General features: G+C 34.6%; 18 protein-coding genes and 2 pseudogenes. 2 read left to right on the top strand and 18 right to left on the bottom strand.

All coding sequences use genetic code 11. From position 1 onward, the window contains the following. Window positions 1-144: 144 nt before the first annotated feature. The gene (locus AABM58_RS07300) at window positions 145-1,884 is read left to right on the top strand and encodes a hypothetical protein (protein ID WP_338406804.1); all 1,740 of its coding nucleotides are present in this window, start codon (window positions 145-147) and stop codon (window positions 1,882-1,884) included. Between the two features lie 148 nt (window positions 1,885-2,032). Here the strand turns inward: AABM58_RS07300 and AABM58_RS07305 are convergent, their stop codons facing one another. The 14 genes and pseudogenes from AABM58_RS07305 to AABM58_RS07370 form a co-directional block, all read right to left on the bottom strand. After that, the gene (locus AABM58_RS07305; protein ID WP_338406805.1) at window positions 2,033-4,984 is read right to left on the bottom strand and encodes a YhdP family protein; all 2,952 of its coding nucleotides are present in this window, start codon (window positions 4,982-4,984) and stop codon (window positions 2,033-2,035) included. Further along, window positions 4,977-5,414 (bottom strand): ribonuclease HI, encoded by a 438-nt coding sequence (gene rnhA / locus AABM58_RS07310; RefSeq protein WP_265023240.1) that lies wholly within the window; start codon window positions 5,412-5,414, stop codon window positions 4,977-4,979. Before rnhA ends, AABM58_RS07305 begins: the two co-directional genes overlap by 8 nt. A gap of 175 nt (window positions 5,415-5,589) precedes the next feature. Then, the gene (locus tag AABM58_RS07315) at window positions 5,590-6,477 is read right to left on the bottom strand and encodes a heme o synthase (protein WP_338406806.1); all 888 of its coding nucleotides are present in this window, start codon (window positions 6,475-6,477) and stop codon (window positions 5,590-5,592) included. 1 nt (window position 6,478) lies between these two features. After that, window positions 6,479-8,029: a cytochrome c oxidase subunit I gene (gene ctaD, locus AABM58_RS07320; protein ID WP_253302366.1), complete on the bottom strand. Its 1,551-nt coding sequence runs from the start codon at window positions 8,027-8,029 to the stop codon at window positions 6,479-6,481. Window positions 8,030-8,044: 15 nt separating this feature from the next. Next, entirely contained in the window at window positions 8,045-8,809 is a 765-nt protein-coding gene (gene coxB / locus AABM58_RS07325) for a cytochrome c oxidase subunit II (RefSeq protein ID WP_015589127.1), read from the bottom strand. 341 nt (window positions 8,810-9,150) lie between these two features. Beyond that, the gene (locus AABM58_RS07330) at window positions 9,151-10,497 is read right to left on the bottom strand and encodes an IS110 family RNA-guided transposase (protein WP_338406860.1); all 1,347 of its coding nucleotides are present in this window, start codon (window positions 10,495-10,497) and stop codon (window positions 9,151-9,153) included. A 528-nt stretch (window positions 10,498-11,025) separates the two neighbouring features. Continuing rightward, window positions 11,026-11,818 (bottom strand): IS5 family transposase gene (locus tag AABM58_RS07335; RefSeq protein WP_338405927.1). Its coding sequence is split into 2 segments (ribosomal slippage): window positions 11,026-11,553 and window positions 11,555-11,818, totalling 792 coding nucleotides; the frame shifts between segments, so codons are not numbered across the junction. A gap of 131 nt (window positions 11,819-11,949) precedes the next feature. After that, a pseudogene (locus AABM58_RS07340) lies at window positions 11,950-12,231 on the bottom strand (IS481 family transposase); the annotation flags it as partial. Between the two features lie 24 nt (window positions 12,232-12,255). Continuing rightward, entirely contained in the window at window positions 12,256-12,405 is a 150-nt protein-coding gene (locus AABM58_RS07345; protein WP_338406807.1) for a hypothetical protein, read from the bottom strand. A gap of 153 nt (window positions 12,406-12,558) precedes the next feature. After that, on the bottom strand, window positions 12,559-13,890 hold the full coding sequence (locus tag AABM58_RS07350; protein WP_338406808.1) for a DNA recombination protein RmuC: 1,332 nt from the start codon (window positions 13,888-13,890) through the stop codon (window positions 12,559-12,561). A 104-nt stretch (window positions 13,891-13,994) separates the two neighbouring features. Continuing rightward, window positions 13,995-14,642, bottom strand: coding sequence for a hypothetical protein (locus AABM58_RS07355; protein ID WP_338406809.1), 648 nt, complete (start codon window positions 14,640-14,642; stop codon window positions 13,995-13,997). Window positions 14,643-15,040: 398 nt separating this feature from the next. Next, on the bottom strand, window positions 15,041-15,397 hold the full coding sequence (locus AABM58_RS07360) for a phage major capsid protein (RefSeq protein WP_338406810.1): 357 nt from the start codon (window positions 15,395-15,397) through the stop codon (window positions 15,041-15,043). Then, window positions 15,363-16,155 (bottom strand): IS5 family transposase gene (locus AABM58_RS07365; RefSeq protein WP_338405927.1). Its coding sequence is split into 2 segments (ribosomal slippage): window positions 15,363-15,890 and window positions 15,892-16,155, totalling 792 coding nucleotides; the frame shifts between segments, so codons are not numbered across the junction. The genes AABM58_RS07360 and AABM58_RS07365 overlap by 35 nt, the downstream gene beginning before the upstream one ends. A 60-nt stretch (window positions 16,156-16,215) precedes the next feature. Then, window positions 16,216-17,106, bottom strand: a pseudogene (locus AABM58_RS07370) (phage major capsid protein); the annotation flags it as partial. Between the two features lie 48 nt (window positions 17,107-17,154). Here AABM58_RS07370 and AABM58_RS07375 point away from each other — a divergent pair. Beyond that, window positions 17,155-17,490: a hypothetical protein gene (locus AABM58_RS07375; protein WP_338406811.1), complete on the top strand. Its 336-nt coding sequence runs from the start codon at window positions 17,155-17,157 to the stop codon at window positions 17,488-17,490. A 99-nt stretch (window positions 17,491-17,589) separates the two neighbouring features. Here the strand turns inward: AABM58_RS07375 and pyrF are convergent, their stop codons facing one another. The 4 genes from pyrF to AABM58_RS07395 all read right to left on the bottom strand — a co-directional run bounded on the left by pyrF (window position 17,590) and on the right by AABM58_RS07395 (window position 22,555). Beyond that, on the bottom strand, window positions 17,590-18,258 hold the full coding sequence (gene pyrF, locus AABM58_RS07380) for an orotidine-5'-phosphate decarboxylase (RefSeq protein WP_338406812.1): 669 nt from the start codon (window positions 18,256-18,258) through the stop codon (window positions 17,590-17,592). Window positions 18,259-18,288: 30 nt separating this feature from the next. Then, on the bottom strand, window positions 18,289-19,605 hold the full coding sequence (locus tag AABM58_RS07385) for a coiled-coil domain-containing protein (protein ID WP_338406813.1): 1,317 nt from the start codon (window positions 19,603-19,605) through the stop codon (window positions 18,289-18,291). 215 nt (window positions 19,606-19,820) lie between these two features. Continuing rightward, window positions 19,821-20,613 (bottom strand): IS5 family transposase gene (locus AABM58_RS07390; RefSeq protein WP_338405927.1). Its coding sequence is split into 2 segments (ribosomal slippage): window positions 19,821-20,348 and window positions 20,350-20,613, totalling 792 coding nucleotides; the frame shifts between segments, so codons are not numbered across the junction. 31 nt (window positions 20,614-20,644) lie between these two features. After that, complete coding sequence (locus AABM58_RS07395; RefSeq protein WP_338406814.1) at window positions 20,645-22,555, bottom strand: hypothetical protein; 1,911 nt, start codon at window positions 22,553-22,555, stop codon at window positions 20,645-20,647. Window positions 22,556-22,584: the final 29 nt, after the last annotated feature.

Raw genomic sequence — 22,584 nt, forward strand, 5'->3', positions numbered from 1 at the left:
GTTTCAAACAAATAAAGTTCATTAGCCTCACAATTGGCACTTTATGGGATACACTTGATACATAAATTTAAAACACAAGTTAACGAATTATTATGATTTTTACCAAGATAATAATATAGTAAGGTTTGGTAGTGAGGTATCAAAATGGGAAAATACACTAACGCATGGTTTTATAAGAAGACTGACCCAAATCATCATGATTGTGCAAATGATGGCACTTGTGGACAATCTATACAAAATTGCAAAATTGGTAATACAGACATTTCTTTTTTTGATAGTAACAAAAACTTAATTGCCAAAGTACCTAAACTACCAAAGTATTCTAGTGATAAATATGGGCATCAATTGTATAAGGAAGCTGAGTCAAAGCAGTTCAATTATTTTTCCACAAATATACATGATGTTTTGCCCAACAGCTTTATCGCTAAATACGGGTATATACATTGTACTATAAAATACGACAACTTATCTCAACAAGAACGAAGTCAAATAGAAACAGACATTAAAACTGCCTATGAAGCATTTAAAGAAAAGTTTTGCTTGAAAAATAGTAATGCAAGTTACGATATAACGGTTTACATTTTTAATAATAGAAGCGATTATACAAAGTATAATGATCTTCTCGGCATAGATGAAGATGGTAGTCCAGGATATATTACACGAGGAGTAACAGATAGTCAGAATATTCTGACATATAAGCAAAGTGCCATGGATTTTGTTCTAGGTCATGAGCTAGGCCACATATTTCAATTGCGTTTTTCACCATCGGCAACAGTCAAAGCTTTGTATAATCTGGATACTGAACTTATAGCAAATGTTGTTGGACGAGAAGTGGAGGAAAAAAATTATAAAGCTATTTGCAAGCAGATGGGTGTAGATGAATATAAAAACCGTGGATCGGAGTTTATATTTAAATACAAAGGTACAACTGGTAGTATATACCGCAAGGACCTTTCAGAAGCAGAGAAATTTCAAATTATACAACGTGTCAAGAATTCTGGACTAGATGAATATGAAGATCGTGGATCGATGTTTAAATTTAAATATAAAGATACAACTAGTAGTATATACCTCAAGGATCTTTCAGAAGCAGAGAAATTTCAAATTATACAACGTGTCAAGAATTCTGGACTAGATGAATATGAAGACCGTGGATGGATATTTAGTTTTAAATACAAAGGCACCACTTATAACGTAAGATACAAGGACTTTTCAGAAGATGAAAAATTTAAAGCTATACAAAATGTCAAGAATATTCATGAACTAGTAGATGAATATAAAGACCATGGATGGATATTTAGTTTTAAATACAAAGGCACCACTTATAACGTAAGATGCAAGGACTTTTCAGAAGAAGAAAAATTTCAATTTATCAAAGACATTAAGAACTCTCATGAATCGCTCGTTAGTGAATGTGATGGATTGGGGAATGAGAATACAGTTTTATCGATTCACGTTGATGAAAATAAGGAGATAAGTCAAATGTATTTTCATAATCCAGACAAGAATATGTCCGAATGGTTAGATAAGACACTTATAAGCAGAAGTAAACCTGAAGAAGAGGTGGATGACACAGCAGGAAAAGAGCCTGAACCAGAATCAGCCGAAGAGGATACTCAGCAACCCAGTAATTTCTTATCCAATATTTTTTCAACAATTAAATTCATTATTGGTTCTATCTCATCACTCTTTTCATGGTTATTTGGGTCTAAAGAGGAAGAACAATCTGATAAAAACCTTTCTTTGCTTAACTTATCAGAAGAACAATCCGATGACAATCTTTCTTTGCTTAAACCTGATGTTAATCACGATGCTGAAGAAAACTACGTAGGCAATTACTCACTATGTAATCATGATTATCACCAACATGATGACCTAATATAGTAAAATAACGAACTTTTATCCCCTACCCTTCTAGTTGACTTTGCAGATATGGGGAGACGATAAAGGGTGCTGAGATAAAAAACTAGGTGGATCATTCTGAAATTCTTGCACTTTTGTCCATAATTTTGTTAAACAACTTCCCTTTTGGTCATATCGAACCAAATTTCTTTTTCACACCACCTTTTGAGCCACTTTCGTTAGTTTTTGTCATAATGCGATCAAACACTCCCAATAACCTCTTTAATAGGTTTGGAGTTAGCGAAGAGATAAGATCAACAGATACGTTATTGTTTTTGTCATCACCACTTGCTTTATAGTCTATTGAAACGATTCCCCTACTTTTCCCGCCAGTAAGAAGTTTCCCAATTATAGGAATTTTAAACAAAGATTTATTAATTGAATATGCCGGTATTACCTGCCCTTCAACCTGGAATTTATAATCTTTAATATCGAGCTTACCACCAGTGCTAATGCCTAATTCCGCTCCTTCAAGCCAAGATTCTTCAATTTCGACAGAGCCGTCTTTGTATGAGAAAGGTGCATTACATTTATAAAAGTATACACCTTCGTTCTTTATGGCATTTACGATACCAGGCAATGAAGACATCGACAATAAAGTAGTAAGTAGTGGAGCATCTTTGATGTAGAAATTGCTAATGGATAACGTACCATAATGTTCTCCACTTTCTCTCTGAGGAGAGAGATAAAAAGACAATTTGCCGTTTTTAATTGATTTACTAATGCCTAAGGAACGCGAAAGTATACCTGCATTATCCGCATATATTTCGAGCCCTATTCCACTGTATTCCGCTAGTATGTTGCTGCTATCTTCTAGAAACTGTCCTGTAAATTGACTTCCATTGCAATTACCTTTAGTACAGGTTACATTCAGCTTAGCATTTTTGATAACGATGCCTTCTTTCATAATTACATTGTCAACATTCATACTAATCTCTATATCTTTGTTTAATCCATTACTGTTTTTGCCAAGCAAGCCTAAAATATCACTTAAGTTAATTTCCTTACCATAAATAGTTATGGCATTTTTTTCCTTACCTGATTCAATTTCTATACTAAAATCATTATCAGGCAATTTAAAGCTACTAGAATTTAAATATAAATTTCCATTTTCTACTCTTCCGCTGAATTTTATATCTAGGTCATTTCCTACAACATCTAATTTGTCTATTAACAATTCACCTGCTCCTTTTAACCTTGTAGAAAACAAAATTTTATTGTGATCTTCAAAACGATTTTTCCACCCAAAATAACTTGAACGTGATTCAAGCTCTGATAAATCCATATTACCATTAACATGCCCCGTCTTATCTTGATTTATCACCGATTCTATATTTGTATTGACATAGCCACCTATATTTTCATCAAAATTAAGTATTTGAGCGGGTAAATCTCCGGTCAAATTCCAGGCGAAACTTTCATTCCTATTGCTACTTTTCAGGTCAAATAATAGCTGTGTATTATTCACCATACCACTACCATTTAAATCTATAAAGTCACTGCCAAAACTAAGCTTAATATCATATTTACCAAGACTTGCATTATAGACGGCCAAATTGTCAATTTCAGAATGAAAATTGGCCGAAAAATCTACTTTTTTGTCATCAACGTTTAGATTAAAAATGCGAAAATTAAATACAGATTTTGCCATTCCACTTACTTTATCCCTTTCAACCTTCACCACATCATCCAGCTTAAATCTTATAGGCTCATATAAACCATACGCATCACTTACAGCTTGGCCATTAATGGTTAAAACTGAATTTTCCTTATCGAGAGATTTCATTTCAATATCACCACCATTAATAGTGAAATTCTGAAACTTAGCGCTATTTACAGTAATTTCAAGATCGTTATTCTTGATGATCAAATCACCCTTTAATTCCTTTACTTGCTCAAAATCTTCATCAAATTTTACGCTACCGTTTTCTATATCAGCAACTACTACGATATCTGACAGATCGTCATTAAATAAATTTTTAATTTTGCCATTGAAACTTACAATTGTGTTTAAAACATTCCCATCAATATTATCACAATACCAGCTTTTAAATTTACTATTCACTACACTATCTGGTACATAAGTACATAAATCCTTTGCAGCAAACTTGCTAATATTAATTCTAAGCAAAGCATGACTTGTACTAAAGTTCATCTTGCCTATTAAAGAGAGATACGTGTCATTTAACTTAAAATGGAAGTTTTTTACACTAATAATTCCATCACTATATGTTAAATTTATATTTACATTAGTTAAGGCCAAATTTTTGTTCAAATAATTTTCTGTATTCAATACGTATATATTTCCATCTACAATTTCATCCTTTTTATTAATTTTCACTGAGAAGCTTCCTTTGAATCCTATATTTTTGTCCAAATTGTAGCTTTTAACTAATGTAGAAAACTCGCTCAATAGTCCCAATTTTAGATCATAAAATGTCCCGTACACATTTAACAAATTGTTGCGATTTTTTACCGTAATTGATAAATCGTCCAACAATCCCTTTCCATCTTTTGTATTCACATGAATATCTAAAACATTAAAATCTTCCCCCTTCCCTATATACAATTTATCAATAAAAAATTCATCTTCCGTGCCTTTATTAATAGCGATGTTAGTAAATTCAATTTTTGAATCCGCATTTAAGTCAAAAAAAAATTCCCTTATTGTTTTTACTGAGTTTTGCAGATTAAAATTTACTGCTTTAAAGTCAGCTTCTTTCTGATTGATACATACATGCACATTATCAGCTGAAACCTGAGAGAGATTTGTGCTAGCTTTAAATAAGGAACTTAACTTAAAATGTACAAAAAGCTCAGGAACTTTTATAGTAAAATTAGGATTTGCTATTGCCAAATCTGTAATGACTAAATACGGATCTTTACTACCTTTCTGCCAAACAACTGAGGTATTCTCCATATTAACGCTTGAGCCAACAAATGTTTTTGATATTTTATGTTTAACATAAAAATTAATATAATTAATATTGATTTCTAAAGGACTCTCACCCTTAAAAAAGACAAATAAGCAGAATACGAACAATAGAACTATGGAAAGTGATATAGTGATTTTTTTAAGCATCGATTATTGCTTTTCTTGCTAAACTATCAGCCTCTTCATTATACTTATCGCCACTGTGTGCTTTAACCCACTTCCAATCAATTTCGTGTTGTGAAGCAACGTTGTCTAGCTCTTTCCACAATTCCATATTTTTTACTGATTTTTTATTACTTGTTTTCCAGCCATTCATTTTCCACTTATTTATCCACTCTGTTATGCCATATTTAACATAAAGACTATCCGTATATAAATTAATATTACAAGAAAATTTCAATACTTTCAGCCCATTGATCACCGCTGTTAACTCCATTTTATTGTTTGTGGTATTTTCTTCTCTACCATAAATGTCTTTTCTGTAATCTTGAAATAATATGATAGCTGCCCATCCTCCCGCTCCAGGATTACCAGAACACGCCCCATCCGTATATATTGTCACTTCTTTTTTACTCATCTTTGTTTATATCGGTTAACAAAGTATATAGTTGCTTTTATGAAAGCACAATTTCTAAAGGTAGTTTAAGCTGCACCTTTAAATTTTATTATAGAAACAAAAAAAAGTGTGACAACGAGCATTACCAAAAGGAAAAGGAAAAAATAGTTTTTATGTTTCTGCCGTTCTTTCATAACTAAAATAAATCAATAGAACAAAAAATAATACTGGCGAATAGGGAAAATAGATAAGAAATTGAGTAAGAAAACATTTGTTTCTGTGAGTTGTGGTTCTTGAATCTAAGAATTGATATAGCGTACCAAATAAAGATGCAACCTGCAAAAATTGCCATGCTTAGATAAAGTAAAGCCTTTTTCAAGAATAGAGCTGGAAGCAAGCTAGTTAGCACCAGCAAGACACTATAAATTAATATATATTTTCTTGTTTTTTCCGGACCATAAACAATATTGAACATAGGAATCGATGCTCTTGCATAGTCTTCAGACTTATTTAAAGATAGGGCCCAAAAGTGTGGTGGAGTCCACATAAAAATTACTAAAAATAAAATGAAACTTTCCCAACTGACAGAATTAGTCACAGCTGCCCAGCCAATCATTGGAGGAAAAGCACCTGCTGCACCACCGATAACGATATTCTGCGGAGTGCGCCTTTTTAGCCAAATTGTATATACGAAAACGTAAAATAATATGCTAACTGCAAGCAAAGCAGCAGAAATATAGTTTACTGCTATTGCCATGATAAATACTGACAATATTCCAAGAGTGATACCAAATTCAAGCGCGCTTTCTGCAGAAACTCTACCTGAGGGTATAGGGCGGTTTTTTGTCCTTTCCATGAGCAGATCTATATCTCTGTCATACCACATATTTATAGCACCTGCAGATCCTGAGCCAAGAGCAACACATATAAGAGATATTAGTGCTAGAAAAGGGTGCATACTACCTGGTGCAGTAACCATACCAGCAACTGCAGTAAACACCACAAGATACATTATCCTTGGCTTCAGCAAACGCCAAAAATCCAGTATTGTTGATTCAACATTTAGCAAAACACTTGTGTACATTCTATTTTACCACTGGTGGCTTTTCGAAAGTATGAAAAGGCGGTGGTGAAGATACCGTCCATTCCAAGGTGTCACCTTCCCAAGGATTATCTCCAGCTTTCTTGCCCCATTTAAAGAGATGTATAACTATAAACACAAAAAACATAACTGAAACAAAGGACATATATGAGCCAATTGAGGATATATAATTCCAAGGGATAAACGCATCAGGATAATCAGGTATACGTCTTGGCATACCAGCTAATCCCAAGAAATGTTGAGGTAAAAAAGTGATATTGGTGCTAATAAAAGTAAGCCAAAAGTGGATTTGACCTAAGCGCTCATTATATTGTTTACCCGACATTTTACCAATCCAATAATAAAAGCCAGCAAAAGCTCCAAATAATGCAGCAAGTGACATGACATAATGGAAGTGAGCAACAACATAATAGGTGTCGTGCAAGAGCTTATCTATTCCACCATGAGAAAGAATTATTCCCGTTATGCCACCGCCAACAAACATAAAAATAAAACCTAGTGCAAATAGCATAGGGGTTTTAAACTCAATTGCTCCGCCCCACATAGTTGCAATCCAGCTAAAGACTTTTACACCAGTTATAACACCGATAAAAATTGTGGTAGTGCTAAAAAATGCAGCAGCGTCAGCACTAAGCCCAACAGTGAACATATGGTGAGCCCAAACCATAAAGCCAAATACTGCTATACCTATCATTGCATAAACCATTCCTATGTAACCAAATACAGGTCTGTGAGAAAAAGTTGATACAACCTGACTTATGATGCCAAATGCAGGAAAAATAATTACGTAAACTTCTGGATGACCAAAAAACCAAAATAAATGTTGAAATAACACAGGGTCACCACCACCGGCAGGATCAAAAAAGGAAGTACCAATATTTCGATCAGTAAGAAGCATAGTTATAGCACCGGCAAGCACCGGTAAGGCAACAATCAACATAAATGCTGTTAGCAAGACAGACCAAACAAATAGTGGCATCTTAGTCAACGACATGCCTTTCGCACGCATGTTAAATATAGTAACTATAAAGTTGATTGCCCCAACAATTGACGACATACCAGCAACATGAAGTGCAAGTATAGCAAGGTCAACTCCTGCACTTGGATGGGACATTACCTGTGATAAAGGTGGATATAAAGTCCAACCCGTACCTGCACCTTCGCCAGCAAATGCTGAAAGAATGAGCAAAATAAAAGATGACACTAATAACCAAAAACTTAAATTATTCATACGAGGAAATGCCATATCGGGTGCACCGATCATAAGAGGCACAAACCAATTACCAAATCCTCCCATGAGGGCTGGCATTATCATAAAAAACACCATTATCAACGCATGCCCTGTAACCATTACGTTATATAATTGATAATTATTGTTAAGTATATTAATGTGCATTAGCTGAGTGCGAATAATCACCGATAATAATCCACCAATAATTCCAGCTAATATGGAAAAAATAATGTACAGTGTCCCTATGTCTTTATGATTAGTGGAAAACAACCAACGCTTTATGCCCTTTGGTACGTCACTCATATCTATACTCCAAATTTAACTCACTAATTTTCTATTTTCAATCCACTTATTAAAATCTTCTTTGCTTACTGCTTCAACAACAATTGGCATAAATCCATGGCCTTGACCACATAATTCGTAGCACTGCCCGTAATAAACACCAGGCTTTTTGATATTAAACCACGCCTCATTCAGCCTTCCTGGTATTGCATCAATTTTTACACCGAAAGCTGGTACTCCCCAGCTGTGTATCACATCTCCTGCTGTAACTTGTAAACGAACGTTAGCATTAACGGGTAAAACGATGTTGTTATCAACAGAGAACAGCTTTAAATCTCCTTCGATAAAGTCTTCTTTTCCCTTAATATAACTATCAAACGACACGCCTTGATATTCTGGATATTGGTAGCTCCAATACCATTGATGGCCAATAACTTTTAGTGTTATGTCAGCCTTCGGTATTTCTTCCTGTAGCTTCAGTAATTTAGCGTTTTCAAAGGCTAATATTCCAACAATGATAGTTGGTATAACAAACCAAATAATTTCTAAAGGAACACTATGGGTAGTTTTACTTATGTTTGTTACTTTGCTTTTACGAAAGCGAAACGCTATATAAGCAAGCAGCGCCCACACAAAAAGCATTATTGTAACCATCACAAGCATCACAAACGAATGTGACCTAACTACAGCCTCCATTACTTCAGTTGCAGGAGCAGGAAATCCAAATTGCCAGGAAGTAGGAGCAGAGGCAACAGATATATTTGAGTAAAATATTATCAATAGTGCAAATAACTTCACCATATCTTTTGTTTGTTTGCTGTAAAACTAAATGATATACTGTATAATAGTATATATAAACTTACTATGCAAATAGAGATTAGTGATGGTTAATAATTTTTTAGCATTCAACAAGTATAATAGTACAATACTAATTTGAGGAAAAAAGCATTTACATAAATCTATTGTAAGTAAAAATATTATAATATTTTAAATTAAGTATTTACTTTAAGTAAATTCTATAATAAGTTTAATAGTGTCTGTTACTGCTAATAACCCTCTAGCCTCACACCTAAAAGCAGTAACAGACACTATTAAACTTTATGACAAATTTGCTTATCTATAACTTGCAAGATCAAAATCTCCTAAGAAACTCCTTGAACTAACTCATCTTTTTTTACCAAGAGATAGCCAAGTTCCTTTGCTCTTTTGATCAAATTTTTTACAGTTCTATCTTTATAGCGTATTTCATAGTATTCCATTCCTTTTTCTACATATTCCTGTCCGTATTTGAGCATACTATAAAATATGCACGCTATCTTTCTTGCAGTAGCTGTTATTGCTTTTGGCGCTCCTAATCGTTTTTTTAATTTCCTGTAGTATGCACCTAATGCACTTTTACTATTTCCCACAGAATTAGCAGCCATTCGAAATGCATTCGCAGCACGATTAATGACTTTACGCGTTCTTGTGCTAAACACTTTTTCTCCTGTAATTTTATTGGCAGGGCTGAGTCCTAACCACGATGAGAAGTGTTTTTCTGTTGACCATTTACTATGGTTTATACCAGTTTCTGAAATTATGGTCTGTACACTTAGTACATCAAGCCCTGGAACTTTAGTAAAATCCATACCAGTTATCCGGTGCAGTTCCTCGTGCAAAGCAAAGTTTGGCTTACTTTTTCTATGCTTATTCTTTTCCTTACTCAACTGTTTACTTTCGCCAGGTTTTGTTTCGAACGTTTTGTAATAGGCCTCAATATTTCTATCACATTCTGCTATTTTTTCTTGATAGATATTATATAGTTCAAATTCTTGCTTTAGCGTGAATAAGTGTTCCTCTCTATAGTCACCAGCTAACGCTTTTGCAATAGTAGACTGATCATTTTTTATTCGTGCATCCCTGAATTCAACCAATTTCTCAGGATCCCTTTCGCCTTCGATTATAGCCTTGATAATTTTCATACCAGTTACTCCAGTAATATCTCTTATAACTTTATGCAGCTGTATATTCATTTGAATTAATGCCTTCTGCATACGCAGAACATGTGTAGATGCACTTTCAGTAAGACTTTTACGTTGCCGCACATAACTACGCAATACACAAATTTGATCATCGGGTCTGAATGATCCATGAAGTAGTCCATAACTGTGTAGTTGTTGTAACCACTGACAGTCCTGAACATCTGACTTTCTTCCAGGTACATTTTTTACATGTCGCGCATTTACCAGTTTTACTTCAAACCCATATGATTCGAGTACTTGAAATAAAGGAATCCAGTATACTCCTGTTGATTCCATAGCTACAGTTGTAACTTTACATTTTTTCAACCACCGTGCTAAATTATGAAGGTCTTCAGTGAAGCAGCCAAATTTTTGGATACGTTGTTCATCTCTTCCTTCAGGTACACATACATAATGTACAGATGAACCAACATCAATCCCTGCTGCATCAGGATTCACTATTTCTAATTTACTTTTTGCTTTTTTCATGGCAACTCCTTCGTATAATTTGTAATAGGGAAACGCTTCAGCTTGGAACGGTTGATAGTACAATCTCCTAACCGAGGTAGTCTACAAAAACTCCATCAATGATTTGACCGTTCCTCCCAAAACCACGCTTACGAACGGGCACTAAAGGCACCAGTGACTTGGTCGGTTATAACTGCAAAAGCGCTTCTCACAAAGTTATATCAGAAATTACTCAAAACTTAAATTGGGAGTTTCTTCCTGGTTTGACAGATTTCGTCTGTTTGACGCTTACAAGTGTCTTTATTTCATTATACATTGCAGTTTGTTAATTAACTTTTAATGCCTATGGTAGCATTTATTGGACCAAAGGTTTATGCATTATAGAAAATAGTTATAAAAAAACACACTATTTGTATACCATACAAACTTTTTTCATTCTGCATAGCTGAGTTACTAGGTCCAGAGTGTGATGGTGTGGATTTAGTATGAACAATTCAGGAGCACTGTAAAGATATAAACTCAAAAGGTGTAAGACCCCTAAGAACCTGTTCATAATCTTTTGAGGAACAAAGCAGTGAAAGCAAGAACTACCATTTGCAAGCTGGTGTTGAGTTTACGCTCGCAATTTTTCCATAACCGTCTACATTTTTCCAACCAAGCAAAAGAACGCTCTACAACCCATCTTTTTGGCAATACAGCAAAGGTATGTAATTCACTGCGTTTTATTACCTCAACAGTTGCACCAATAGTTGCTTTTATTTGTGTTGCAAAATTCTCTCCCGTATAGCCTGCATCAACCAGTACATTTTTAACTCCCGAGAGGTTTTCTTTTGCATTTTCTACCATTCTCACAGCACTGCTACGGTCAGTTATCTCTGCTGTTGTTACATAAATTGCATGTGGCAAACCTTGCGTATCTACTGCAATATGGCGTTTTATTCCTGAAATCTTTTTGCCTGCATCGTAGCCTTTTTCTTCAGCAGTATCTGCATTTTTTACACTCTGTGCATCAATTATGCAGAAGCTGGTTTTTTCTTTCCGACCATTGTTTTGTCGGACTACGCCAACTATTTTTTTTTAACACCAGCTCCAGAACACTTTCTTTATTTGCATCTGGTTTTTCACTCCACTTCTTAAAATAGTCGTAACAATTGCGCCATTTTGGAAACTCTTTTGGTAGCATTCTCCACTGACAAACGCTTTTCAGAACGTATAACACTCCACAAAATACATCATACAAATCAAGTTTTCTTGGTTTTGTTTTTTTTCTACAGGACTCTAGATCTGGTAATATAATCTCAAATCTTTCCCGACTTATATTACTTGGGTATAAACTCCTCATATATCCTAACTTATATACATTATCTCTTAGTTTATTCCTTTCTTGAGATCATGTACAGGTTCTAAGAGTTTTGAGTCTTTTAGCGTAATATAACAAAGTCATAAAGATGCTCTTTGAGTTGCTGGTGAGATAACTTCGCCATCAACATCTGGTAGTCTGCTAATGCTGTAGCAACGATGTAGACTAGAAGTGTGGGATTGAGGTTGTAGAGACAGTCATCTAATGGCAATAGAGTATGCTTCGGACCCATATCAGCGTCTTTGGCAAAAGACCGTTTTCTCCATTTAATGATAGTTTTTGGATTAAGGTTTAGAGAGTTTTGCTATGCTCTCTTTACTATTTTGTATTACTCTACGAATCGTCTCTGTTGTTTTGGCGCACCCATGTAACCATAATTCCTCCTTTGATGGTATTTTTTCTCATATTTTATCATACCATTACACTCTGGGACTGTACACCAGAAGCCATACAGATCTTACTTTTGGTACTGTTTTATGATTGGACTTTGTACCAGATTTGCCAAATTCTTTGGCAGCATATTTAAACTTTTCTAGTAAATATTCCTTACGCTCTTTTGATACTGACATTTTTACCTCACCAACTATTATTTTATATCACTTTAGACAAAAAGTCAACTTTTTCCTTAATATGTTAATAAAACGAAACTTGAGTGAGAAATATTTAAGTAATAATTTTCCGCCACAAACAATACTTTCTTTGTTTGCTAGTGCAATAGAAGTCTAATCTACTTTCAGTTCCTCAGTATGTAAACTGCGTGGTAAAGATTCTAACTCCTTTGCAGCACTTAAACTTTTATTTTTTGCATGTATACCAAGCTTATTGAATTCTCGAGCAGCAGGAAACACCCTTGCTTCAAGCGAACCAGCAGTTTTATTATAATGATCAACAGCACTTTTTAAGCTCCTGCGCAAATTGTCAAAGTTTTCGCCCATTGTGCAAATGCGCTCATATAAAATATGACCTAGTTCACTGATTTTCTTTGCGTTTTCAGCTATCATCTCCTGCTTCCATCCATACGCTATTGCTCTCAGCAACGCAATTAGAGTGATCGGTGTTGCAATGATCACTTTTTTTTCCACTCCAATCTCTATCAAAGCAGGCTCATACTCCAGTGCTGCGCTAAAAACCCCCTCCCCTGTTAAGAAAAGCACCACAAGTTCTGGCGTATTTTCAAATTGATTCCAATACTCTTTTTTACCCAAGTCATTTATGTGTTTTTTTATTGCCAGGGAATGATTCTTTAATTTCTCCTTTTGTATTTGCAAATCATTTTGTGATATAGCATCCATGTAGGAATCAAGCGGCACTTTAGCATCTATTATTATTTGCTTTCCAGATGGCATTTTGATTATTAAATCAGGGCGTAATAAATTGTCTTCATTTTTATCAATTACCGATGGCTGAGTGAAAAAATCGCAATACTCAATCATTCCTGCCATTTCTACCACTCTTTTGAGTTGCATTTCACCCCATTTGCCCCTAATGTGAGGTTTCCTCAAGGCATTAGCAAGGCTGGAAGTTTGGTTCATCAGCGCTCCAATTTGCTCCTTTAAACCTTCATAGGCCCCTACCCTCTCTTTTTCCAGCTCGCGTATTTCATTATCGAATTTTTCTAATTTTTCTTTTATTGGAGTTACAACTTCGTTGATCGTTGCTTGTCTTTTTTTGAAATCGCTTTCCGTTTCTTTTAATTTGTTATCAATGACTTCCTTTGCTAAGTTCAGAAAATTGTTATTGTTCACTTGCAAGGCATCAAGAGAGAGCGCTTTAAAAGTGTTTGTTAATCTCTCCTCTGCTTGTGTTAACAGTTCTATTTCCTTTTTCTTTTCCTCACGTTCTTTTTGCAGAGTTACTTCAAGTTCTGCTCTTTTGACCCTTAAATCAACTATTTCTTCATTCTTCGTAAGCAAAGTTTGCTTTGTTTCTTGAAGTTCTTGCTCTAATTTACATAAATTACCCTCAAGGTTTGCTTTCTTTTCGCTCAGTTTTTTTACGATAATGTAGAAAAATAGTAATAGAGAGACAACCAGAGCTATAGAATTGAAAAGCATCAGAATAAAAAAACTGCGTTTACAATTCTATATGATTTTTGTGTGTATAAGAAAGAAAAAAAGAGCACCTAAAGAGGTGCCACTTTTGAAGGGAAAGTACTCTTTTAGAAAATTGGTAGAATAATTTTTGACCACATAAGTTGTTCTTTAGATGGATTTTCTAGCAGCTTATCAGGTTTACTATTGTTAGTATTAACAGTATTAGCAGCTTCTGAGCTTAGTGCCTTGCTATCATTTACAGGCACTTTAGATGCAGAATTTGCAACTTCAGGTTTCTGAGATATCTGAGTTATAGTACCAACTATATGCTTACTATTTAAACCTAACATCCTTTTCATGCCTTCTAACTCACTAGACGAAGTTTTACCATCCTCTACCGACTTTACTATAAAAGATATCACATTATCGCTAATGATAGGAAGTTCGCTGTAAGCAATTTTGAACATACCTTTATCACATCTGACACGTACATAATATTTTGATAGATCTTTATGATTAATATTTTTTACATCCATAATTTCTTGTACATTCTCTTTCTTTACATGCAGTATCAACTGCTTATTACCATTTTCTTTAATAATACCCCAATCATTGGATTTGCCCTTTATTAGCTCAATTAAATCATTTTTATGTGATTGACCAGACCACCAGCTTTTAATACTGTTCCAGCCTAATGAAATTTTTCTTGCAACCCATGAAATTCCTGTGTGATCAGCAATCCACTTAAAAAACTTTTTTATGTTTTTCCACATATTTTACTCCTTAAATTAATAATAAATTAACTTAATTATTTCATAAATAGTATAACATGTCAACTATTTTTTACTTTAAAGAGGAAATAGACTTCTCACATTATAAAAAACCATTAGCCCACTCTTTGATGTCATTCCAGCGCGTGACGTACAGCTGTACAAACATTGAGATATAAGAGTAATTTGTACCAAGAAAAAAAGATGTCATCCCAGTGCCCAGACAATGGGATCCAGGAATTTTATTAAGTTGGTAAGCATAAAAGTAGCCGTTTTATGTTACAATACAACGTTTTGATGATTATGAAAAGGCTGGATTCCAGTGTCAAGCACTGGAATGACAGGAGTGGAGCTATACAAAAAGAAGTAAAACGGCTATAAAGATGATGCTATAGAAGTTTTTAGTACTTGCTCGCAACTTTCAACAATTTAATAGCACTGGTGTTTACAACCTCTCCGCCGACACGCTTAGTGACAAAAAACCTCACATAAGGTTTATTCGTATAAGGGTCTCTTAATATTCTCATTCCTCTGTTATCTACAATCTTATAAGCTTGTTTGAAATCTGCCATCGCAATTACTGGTAGCTGATTGTTTGATGCAGGTGGCATATCGGCAGACTGGTATACTGGCACTCCCATTAAGGTATCTGGAGCTTTAAGCGACAAACTTGGTTGCCAAAGATATTGACCTGTTTGAGCTTTTAGTAGCCTAAGAACCTGTTCATAATCTTTTGAGGAACAAAGCAGTGAAAGCAAGAACTACCATTTGCAAGCTGGTGTTGAGTTTACGCTCGCAATTTTTCCATAACCGTCTACATTTTTCCAACCAAGCAAAAGAACGCTCTACAACCCATCTTTTTGGCAATACAGCAAAGGTATGTAATTCACTGCGTTTTATTACCTCAACAGTTGCACCAATAGTTGCTTTTATTTGTGTTGCAAAATTCTCTCCCGTATAGCCTGCATCAACCAGTACATTTTTAACTCCCGAGAGGTTTTCTTTTGCATTTTCTACCATTCTCACAGCACTGCTACGGTCAGTTATCTCTGCTGTTGTTACATAAATTGCATGTGGCAAACCTTGCGTATCTACTGCAATATGGCGTTTTATTCCTGAAATCTTTTTGCCTGCATCGTAGCCTTTTTCTTCAGCAGTATCTGCATTTTTTACACTCTGTGCATCAATTATGCAGAAGCTGGTTTTTTCTTTCCGACCATTGTTTTGTCGGACTACGCCAACTATTTTTTTTTAACACCAGCTCCAGAACACTTTCTTTATTTGCATCTGGTTTTTCACTCCACTTCTTAAAATAGTCGTAACAATTGCGCCATTTTGGAAACTCTTTTGGTAGCATTCTCCACTGACAAACGCTTTTCAGAACGTATAACACTCCACAAAATACATCATACAAATCAAGTTTTCTTGGTTTTGTTTTTTTTCTACAGGACTCTAGATCTGGTAATATAATCTCAAATCTTTCCCGACTTATATTACTTGGGTATAAACTCCTCATATATCCTAACTTATATACATTATCTCTTAGTTTATTCCTTTCTTGAGATCATGTACAGGTTCTAACATTCTTCAACGTACTCCTGTTCATCAAAAATGATGCATTTTTGGAATAATATTCATCTAGAGAGTAATACAACATCATTATTGAATCACTATCTAATTTTTCAGTTTTAACTTGCTCTATTTTATTATAACTGTTTCCATTTTCATAAGCTAAAATTCCTTTGGGTTGAAAAGTGCCCTCACCCTTAATGAAGGCTTCGCTTTCTTCCTTACTAAAAGTCTCGGCAATCTTTTCCACCAGCCAACTCTCAACATCGACAAACGCATCATCGAGTAACTTTTGTGATATTTGTGGTTGAGCATATAACTCGTAAGTCGTGATGGAAATCTTTTGGATTTTGGGCGTGTCCGTATCTTTTGCAAAATCATACTTAGATTTATTGCCACCGTCCTCATCATCTACTGTTTCACTGCTCCAACCTGCACCGGCGCGGTCAAAATCTTCTATAATGTAATCCAATGTTTCAGTAGAGATTCTTTGACTGGAGCATATTTGTCGCATTGGGGACGAATCAGTTACGCGCTTGTTTATGCGTTTTACAATATGCGGAGTAACTAGATACCCCCCGATATCACTGTCATCTCCACTGAGGGTTTTGTGTGATAAACCGCTTTCCATTCCCTTGCGGATGTAATCAGAAAAATATTTATCGCTTGTGCTAAAATCTGTATTTACTTCTGGACGTTGAGCTGCAGTTTCGATCAAGTCTAAACGCTCTTTGCAACTATCAATGGCATTATTTACCTTGCATAGCTGCTCAATCGTTGCAGAATCAGCACGCCCTTTGCTTTCAATTTCTTTTAGTTTGCGATCATTTATTAATTTAAATTGCTCCCATGATGAAGCGAGTTCATTGATACGGTGAGCGATATCGGTGAGTGACATAATAGCCTCCTTTGAAAATGAAATGAAAATGGAAATAAGGTAATAGGAATGGTACTCATAGATGTTTCCTACAGTTGTACGAATATTGCAATATGGTACATAGTAAATGATGTCATTCCAGCGCTCCCTTTCTTGTCATCCCAGTGCTTGACACTGGGATCCAGATTGGGCACTAAGTTGGTAAACACGAAAGCGCTTTACAACGTTTTTGATGGAATTGTGCGAAAGCCAGTGTCAAGCACTGGAATGACATCATCTGTTGTCTTCAAAAATAAATGTTCGTACAGTTATATGCCCAGACACTGGCATGATATCATTTGTTTATCTGTTGAAAATGTAAACCGGAAAATAACGTGGCACAAAGTGCCACGCTTAGTACTGTAAGCTTAATCCAGTAATTAAATTAAGCGAGGTAAAATAAAAGATAATAATACTATATAATGTTCGTTCTTTTATGTCAAGCACTTTTTTTATCTGCTTCAATTAGATAAGGGATTTCAATATTAATTCTGCACTACTTGCAGTTTTTGTAATGGGTCTGCCAATGACGATATAATCAGCTCCTAAATTTATTGCTTCTTTTGGTGTTGCTGTCCTTTTTTGGTCGTCATGACTTGGATCTATACGAATTCCTGGAGTAATAATTTTAAAGTCTTCACCGCATTCTCGGCGCACTTCTTGAGCTTCCAATGCAGAACAGACTATTCCATAGAGTCCAATCTTTTTTGCAAGCTTTGCAAGCAAAATTACCTGTGATTTTGCCTCTCTTGCTACTCCAAGCTCGTTCAAATCCTCATTGCTCATACTAGTTAGCACTGTCACTCCAATCAGCTTTATTTTTGTGCCTTGCACTACATTTAGCGCTTCTTCAAGCATTTTTGTCCCACCGCTGATGTGCAGAGTTAACATTTCAACGTTCAGAACTTTTATTACTTCAACTGTTTTAGCTACAGTGTTTGGAATGTCATGCAATTTCAGATCTAAAAAAATTGGTACATTGCATTTTGCAACTTCTTGCACTCCAGAAAGACCTTGAGCAGCAAAAAATTCTAATCCCAGCTTTACCATGCCAACTTTACCACGCAGAGCATTAGCTAGAGAAATAGCCTTATTTAAGTCTTGTGTATCCAGTGCACATATTATTGGGTTCATTATCTTGCATGATTTATCTTATAATAAGACTCATTGTTGTGTTTTGCAAATACTTTCACTCTGATTGAACTGACTGCGTTCATAAGATTCTGTCAATAGTGAATTTGGCAATTTGATCGGGGTGGATGAGCGACTTACATATCCAAGATCATCCAGTGAAAAATCAAACGTTTCCTCTGATGGTGATTCACATCTAGAATCTTCACCTGGCGTGAATTGCATAATTTCCTTCAATATAAACTTTATTTTTTGAGTCTCCTGTAATATTATTTTTCTACTATGATCTCCGATCGCTTCATTATTGTTTACCAATTTTTCTACCTCGTCTACCACAGGTTCTAACATTTCCAGTAAATAACCCTTTTTCTCTTCTGCATTTCTCAACAAATCTTCTTCAAGTTGTTCTATTTGAGCGTCTTGCTTTAAAAGTAAATTTTTTAAACTTTTTACCTCATTGTTACAATCTTTTCTTATTCCGTCTAACTCACAACATTGACTATTAATGCAATCATTTGCTTTATCTAACTCTTCAGATTTCTCTTTTAATTCTTGAGATAAGTTTTTATTTTTCTGATTAATTTCTTTAAATCTACATTGTAACTCATCTAATTCTACATAAAGTTCTTTTTGTCTTTTATACAATTCTTCTTTTTTATTATACAATATATGTTTTTCTTTACATAATTTTTCTATTTCTTTATGAATTTCTTTATTTTGTAATTCTTCATATTTATTATTGTCTACTTTCCTTTTCAATTCCGTTATACGTTCTTCTTTTTTAGCTATATCATTTTCTTTTTCTTGTAACTGTTCACATAAACGCGAGATTTTACAAAGTAATTCTTCTTCTTGCTCACCAAGCTCATCTTTTTCCTTCATTATTTTTTCTAATTTGCCTGTTATTTCAAATACACGGTTTATTTTAGCTTCTAATTTTTGCTCTAAAGATTCTTTTTCTTTAAGAAGAGATTCTCTCTCAGCTTCTAACTCATTTACTTTCTGAGCCAATTTTTTTGCTCTCTTGTCTAAATTTTGCTTTTCTTGAGTTAATTCATGTTTTAATTTTTCCACTTCTTTGTTTGCAGCTTCTTTTTCCAGAGTTATTTTATTTTCTAACTCTTGCTCTTTTTGAGCGAATTTATTTCTCTCAATCTCTATTTTCTTATTATTACGAATTATTTTATATAAAAGTGCAAGCACCAAAACAGATAATGCAGCTAAAGCAAGAGTTAGAGGAAGAGGCACATTAGAAGTTACAATAAGCGCTAAAGATGTAAGTAACGTAAGAGTAGCTAAGGAACTAGCTATAAAATAAAATGCGTTAGCTTTGTTAAACAAATTGCTCATTACTCCCCTCCCTCCATGAACAAAACTTCAGCAGTCTTGTACTGTATTTATTAAAATTCTCTTATCTGTGGAGGTTCCTGCACTTACATCTTTTAGGTGTGATAGGAATTATTTGTTGTATCTTTAAAAGGCGATAAATTATGGCTGCTGAAGCTTGTATGAGGACTTTTTTGATTTTGTGGCCCTGAGTTTTCTTTATTCTCCTTAGAACCTGTTCATAATCTTTTGAGGAACAAAGCAGTGAAAGCAAGAACTACCATTTGCAAGCTGGTGTTGAGTTTACGCTCGCAATTTTTCCATAACCGTCTACATTTTTCCAACCAAGCAAAAGAACGCTCTACAACCCATCTTTTTGGCAATACAGCAAAGGTATGTAATTCACTGCGTTTTATTACCTCAACAGTTGCACCAATAGTTGCTTTTATTTGTGTTGCAAAATTCTCTCCCGTATAGCCTGCATCAACCAGTACATTTTTAACTCCCGAGAGGTTTTCTTTTGCATTTTCTACCATTCTCACAGCACTGCTACGGTCAGTTATCTCTGCTGTTGTTACATAAATTGCATGTGGCAAACCTTGCGTATCTACTGCAATATGGCGTTTTATTCCTGAAATCTTTTTGCCTGCATCGTAGCCTTTTTCTTCAGCAGTATCTGCATTTTTTACACTCTGTGCATCAATTATGCAGAAGCTGGTTTTTTCTTTCCGACCATTGTTTTGTCGGACTACGCCAACTATTTTTTTTTAACACCAGCTCCAGAACACTTTCTTTATTTGCATCTGGTTTTTCACTCCACTTCTTAAAATAGTCGTAACAATTGCGCCATTTTGGAAACTCTTTTGGTAGCATTCTCCACTGACAAACGCTTTTCAGAACGTATAACACTCCACAAAATACATCATACAAATCAAGTTTTCTTGGTTTTGTTTTTTTTCTACAGGACTCTAGATCTGGTAATATAATCTCAAATCTTTCCCGACTTATATTACTTGGGTATAAACTCCTCATATATCCTAACTTATATACATTATCTCTTAGTTTATTCCTTTCTTGAGATCATGTACAGGTTCTTAGAAGAATTCCTTTCACCTTTAGTTGAATGATTGCTCATAATTGGAGATATAGATGAATTAGAAGATTTTTTGTTGTGAGAAGCTATTGGTGTAGATGTAGCAGGAGAATATTTATTACTGCTTTTTTCTGGCGAACGTGTGCAAGAAGAAACAGACGCTTCTTCTTGCACACATTGTGCAGAGCTTTCTTGTAATTGTGTAATTAATAAAGATCTTATTTTTTCTATCTCTGATAATGTTACTTCTTTAGCATTATCTTCGATCTTTGTACTTACTCTTACTGATTCTTTTAACTCGCCTGTCACGCATTCTATTATCTGTTGTATAGAAGATACATTTTCTTTTTCTTTTTCCGATAAAGCTTCTTCACATTGTCTCCTTTCAAGGGATTTATCCAAAAGTGATTCCTGCAAATTTGCTACTTTACTACCATAATCTTGCCGTATCTCTTTTAACTCAAGAGACTGATTTACAAGGAGTTCTTCTAAATCAATTACCTTTTGAAATAACTCTTCGTTTTCTTTTTCTCTTTGACCCAAAAGTTTATTTAATTCTCCGATCTTATCAAGATTTTTAGTTTTTTCCTCTTCTAATTCCTTGCATAGTTCTTCTTTTTGTTCTAAATCTTCAGCTAGCCGGATCGTTTCTTGCTTTTTTTTACTTAACTCTTCTTCCAATCCTTCTATTTTTTGACTTTTCTCTTCTGAAGACATTTCCAATTCTTTTATTTCTTTTTCTAATGAAGAGACTGAATTTTTTTCATTTTTTAATTCTTGCTGTGAGTTAGTGAGCTGTTTCTCTAACTGATTCACTTTCTCACTTAACTCTTCAATTTGGCTTTTTAAATCTTGATTATTTTTAGCCGGTTCATCAATTTCATTTGTGAATTTTCCCTTTTCCTTTTCAAGTTGAGATAATTTCTCCATTAAAGAACTTACTTTTTCATTCAATTTCTTATTTTCATCACGTAATCCTTGATACTGATCTTTTGCACTCGGTTCTGTATTGTTAATACGTAACTCTTGTATCTTGTCATGCAGAGACTTTATTTTCTCATTTAACCTTTCAACTTCGCCTTCTAAACCTTTCACCTTTTGCTCTGACTCAGCTTTTTCCTTCTGCAGCTTATCGAGAGTATTTTTATTGCCGGCTTTCAGTTGTTCTTTCTCATCATTTAACTTCTTCACTTCGCTTTCTAAACCCTGCTTTTCTTGAGTTAATTCATTTAATCGATCCTCCACTTCTTTGCTTGCAGCTTCCAATTCTTGACCTTTCCGATTTGATTCTTGTCGTGCATCAGTTAGCTGTTTCTTTAACTGCTCTATTTCCTCATTTAACCTTTCAACTTCGCCTTCTAAACCTTTTATCTTTTGCTCTAACCCAGCTATTTTCTTCTGCAAATTATCAGTGGCATTTTTATTGTCAGCTTCTAATTGTTCTTTCTCACCATTTAACTTCTTTACTTTACTCTCTAAATTCTGCTTTTCTCGAGTCAATTTACTTAATTGATTGTTTAATTTCTCCACTGCTTTGCTTGCAGCTTCTTTTCCTAAAGCTATTTTATTTTCTAACTCTTGTACCTTACTCTCAAATTGTTGTTTTACGCTTTCTAACTCTTGCTCTTTTTCAGCAAATTTATTTTTCTCAACCTCTATTTTCTTATTATTACTAATTATTTTACATGAAAGTGCAAGCACCAAAATAGAAAGTATAGACAAACTCAAGGCAACAGGAAGAGCTACATTAAAGGCTGCAATTGGAGATAAGAATGCAACATAAGGAGCAACAGCAAGTGTCCCAGACGCAAGCAATACCAAAGTAGCAAGAGCACCAGCTATAAGATATGGTGCATTGGCTTTATTATATAAATCCCTCATTATTATTCTCTCACAATCAATAATGACTA

This window comes from Wolbachia endosymbiont (group A) of Longitarsus flavicornis, assembly GCF_963931955.1.
GTDB lineage: Bacteria > Pseudomonadota > Alphaproteobacteria > Rickettsiales > Anaplasmataceae > Wolbachia.

Excerpts from the sequence above, each read along its gene's own strand:
- AABM58_RS07300 (WP_338406804.1), top strand. The coding sequence starts at position 145 with ATGGGAAAATACACTAACGCATGGTTTTATAAGAAGACTGACCCAAAT.
- AABM58_RS07305 (WP_338406805.1), bottom strand. The coding sequence starts at position 4,984 with ATGCTTAAAAAAATCACTATATCACTTTCCATAGTTCTATTGTTCGTA.
- rnhA (WP_265023240.1), bottom strand. The coding sequence starts at position 5,414 with ATGAGTAAAAAAGAAGTGACAATATATACGGATGGGGCGTGTTCTGGT.
- AABM58_RS07315 (WP_338406806.1), bottom strand. The coding sequence starts at position 6,477 with ATGTACACAAGTGTTTTGCTAAATGTTGAATCAACAATACTGGATTTT.
- ctaD (WP_253302366.1), bottom strand. The coding sequence starts at position 8,029 with ATGAGTGACGTACCAAAGGGCATAAAGCGTTGGTTGTTTTCCACTAAT.
- coxB (WP_015589127.1), bottom strand. The coding sequence starts at position 8,809 with ATGGTGAAGTTATTTGCACTATTGATAATATTTTACTCAAATATATCT.
- AABM58_RS07330 (WP_338406860.1), bottom strand. The coding sequence starts at position 10,497 with ATGAAAAAAGCAAAAAGTAAATTAGAAATAGTGAATCCTGATGCAGCA.
- AABM58_RS07345 (WP_338406807.1), bottom strand. The coding sequence starts at position 12,405 with ATGTCAGTATCAAAAGAGCGTAAGGAATATTTACTAGAAAAGTTTAAA.
- AABM58_RS07350 (WP_338406808.1), bottom strand. The coding sequence starts at position 13,890 with ATGCTTTTCAATTCTATAGCTCTGGTTGTCTCTCTATTACTATTTTTC.
- AABM58_RS07355 (WP_338406809.1), bottom strand. The coding sequence starts at position 14,642 with ATGTGGAAAAACATAAAAAAGTTTTTTAAGTGGATTGCTGATCACACA.
- AABM58_RS07375 (WP_338406811.1), top strand. The coding sequence starts at position 17,155 with ATGGTACTCATAGATGTTTCCTACAGTTGTACGAATATTGCAATATGG.
- pyrF (WP_338406812.1), bottom strand. The coding sequence starts at position 18,258 with ATGAACCCAATAATATGTGCACTGGATACACAAGACTTAAATAAGGCT.
- AABM58_RS07385 (WP_338406813.1), bottom strand. The coding sequence starts at position 19,605 with ATGAGCAATTTGTTTAACAAAGCTAACGCATTTTATTTTATAGCTAGT.
- AABM58_RS07395 (WP_338406814.1), bottom strand. The coding sequence starts at position 22,555 with ATGAGGGATTTATATAATAAAGCCAATGCACCATATCTTATAGCTGGT.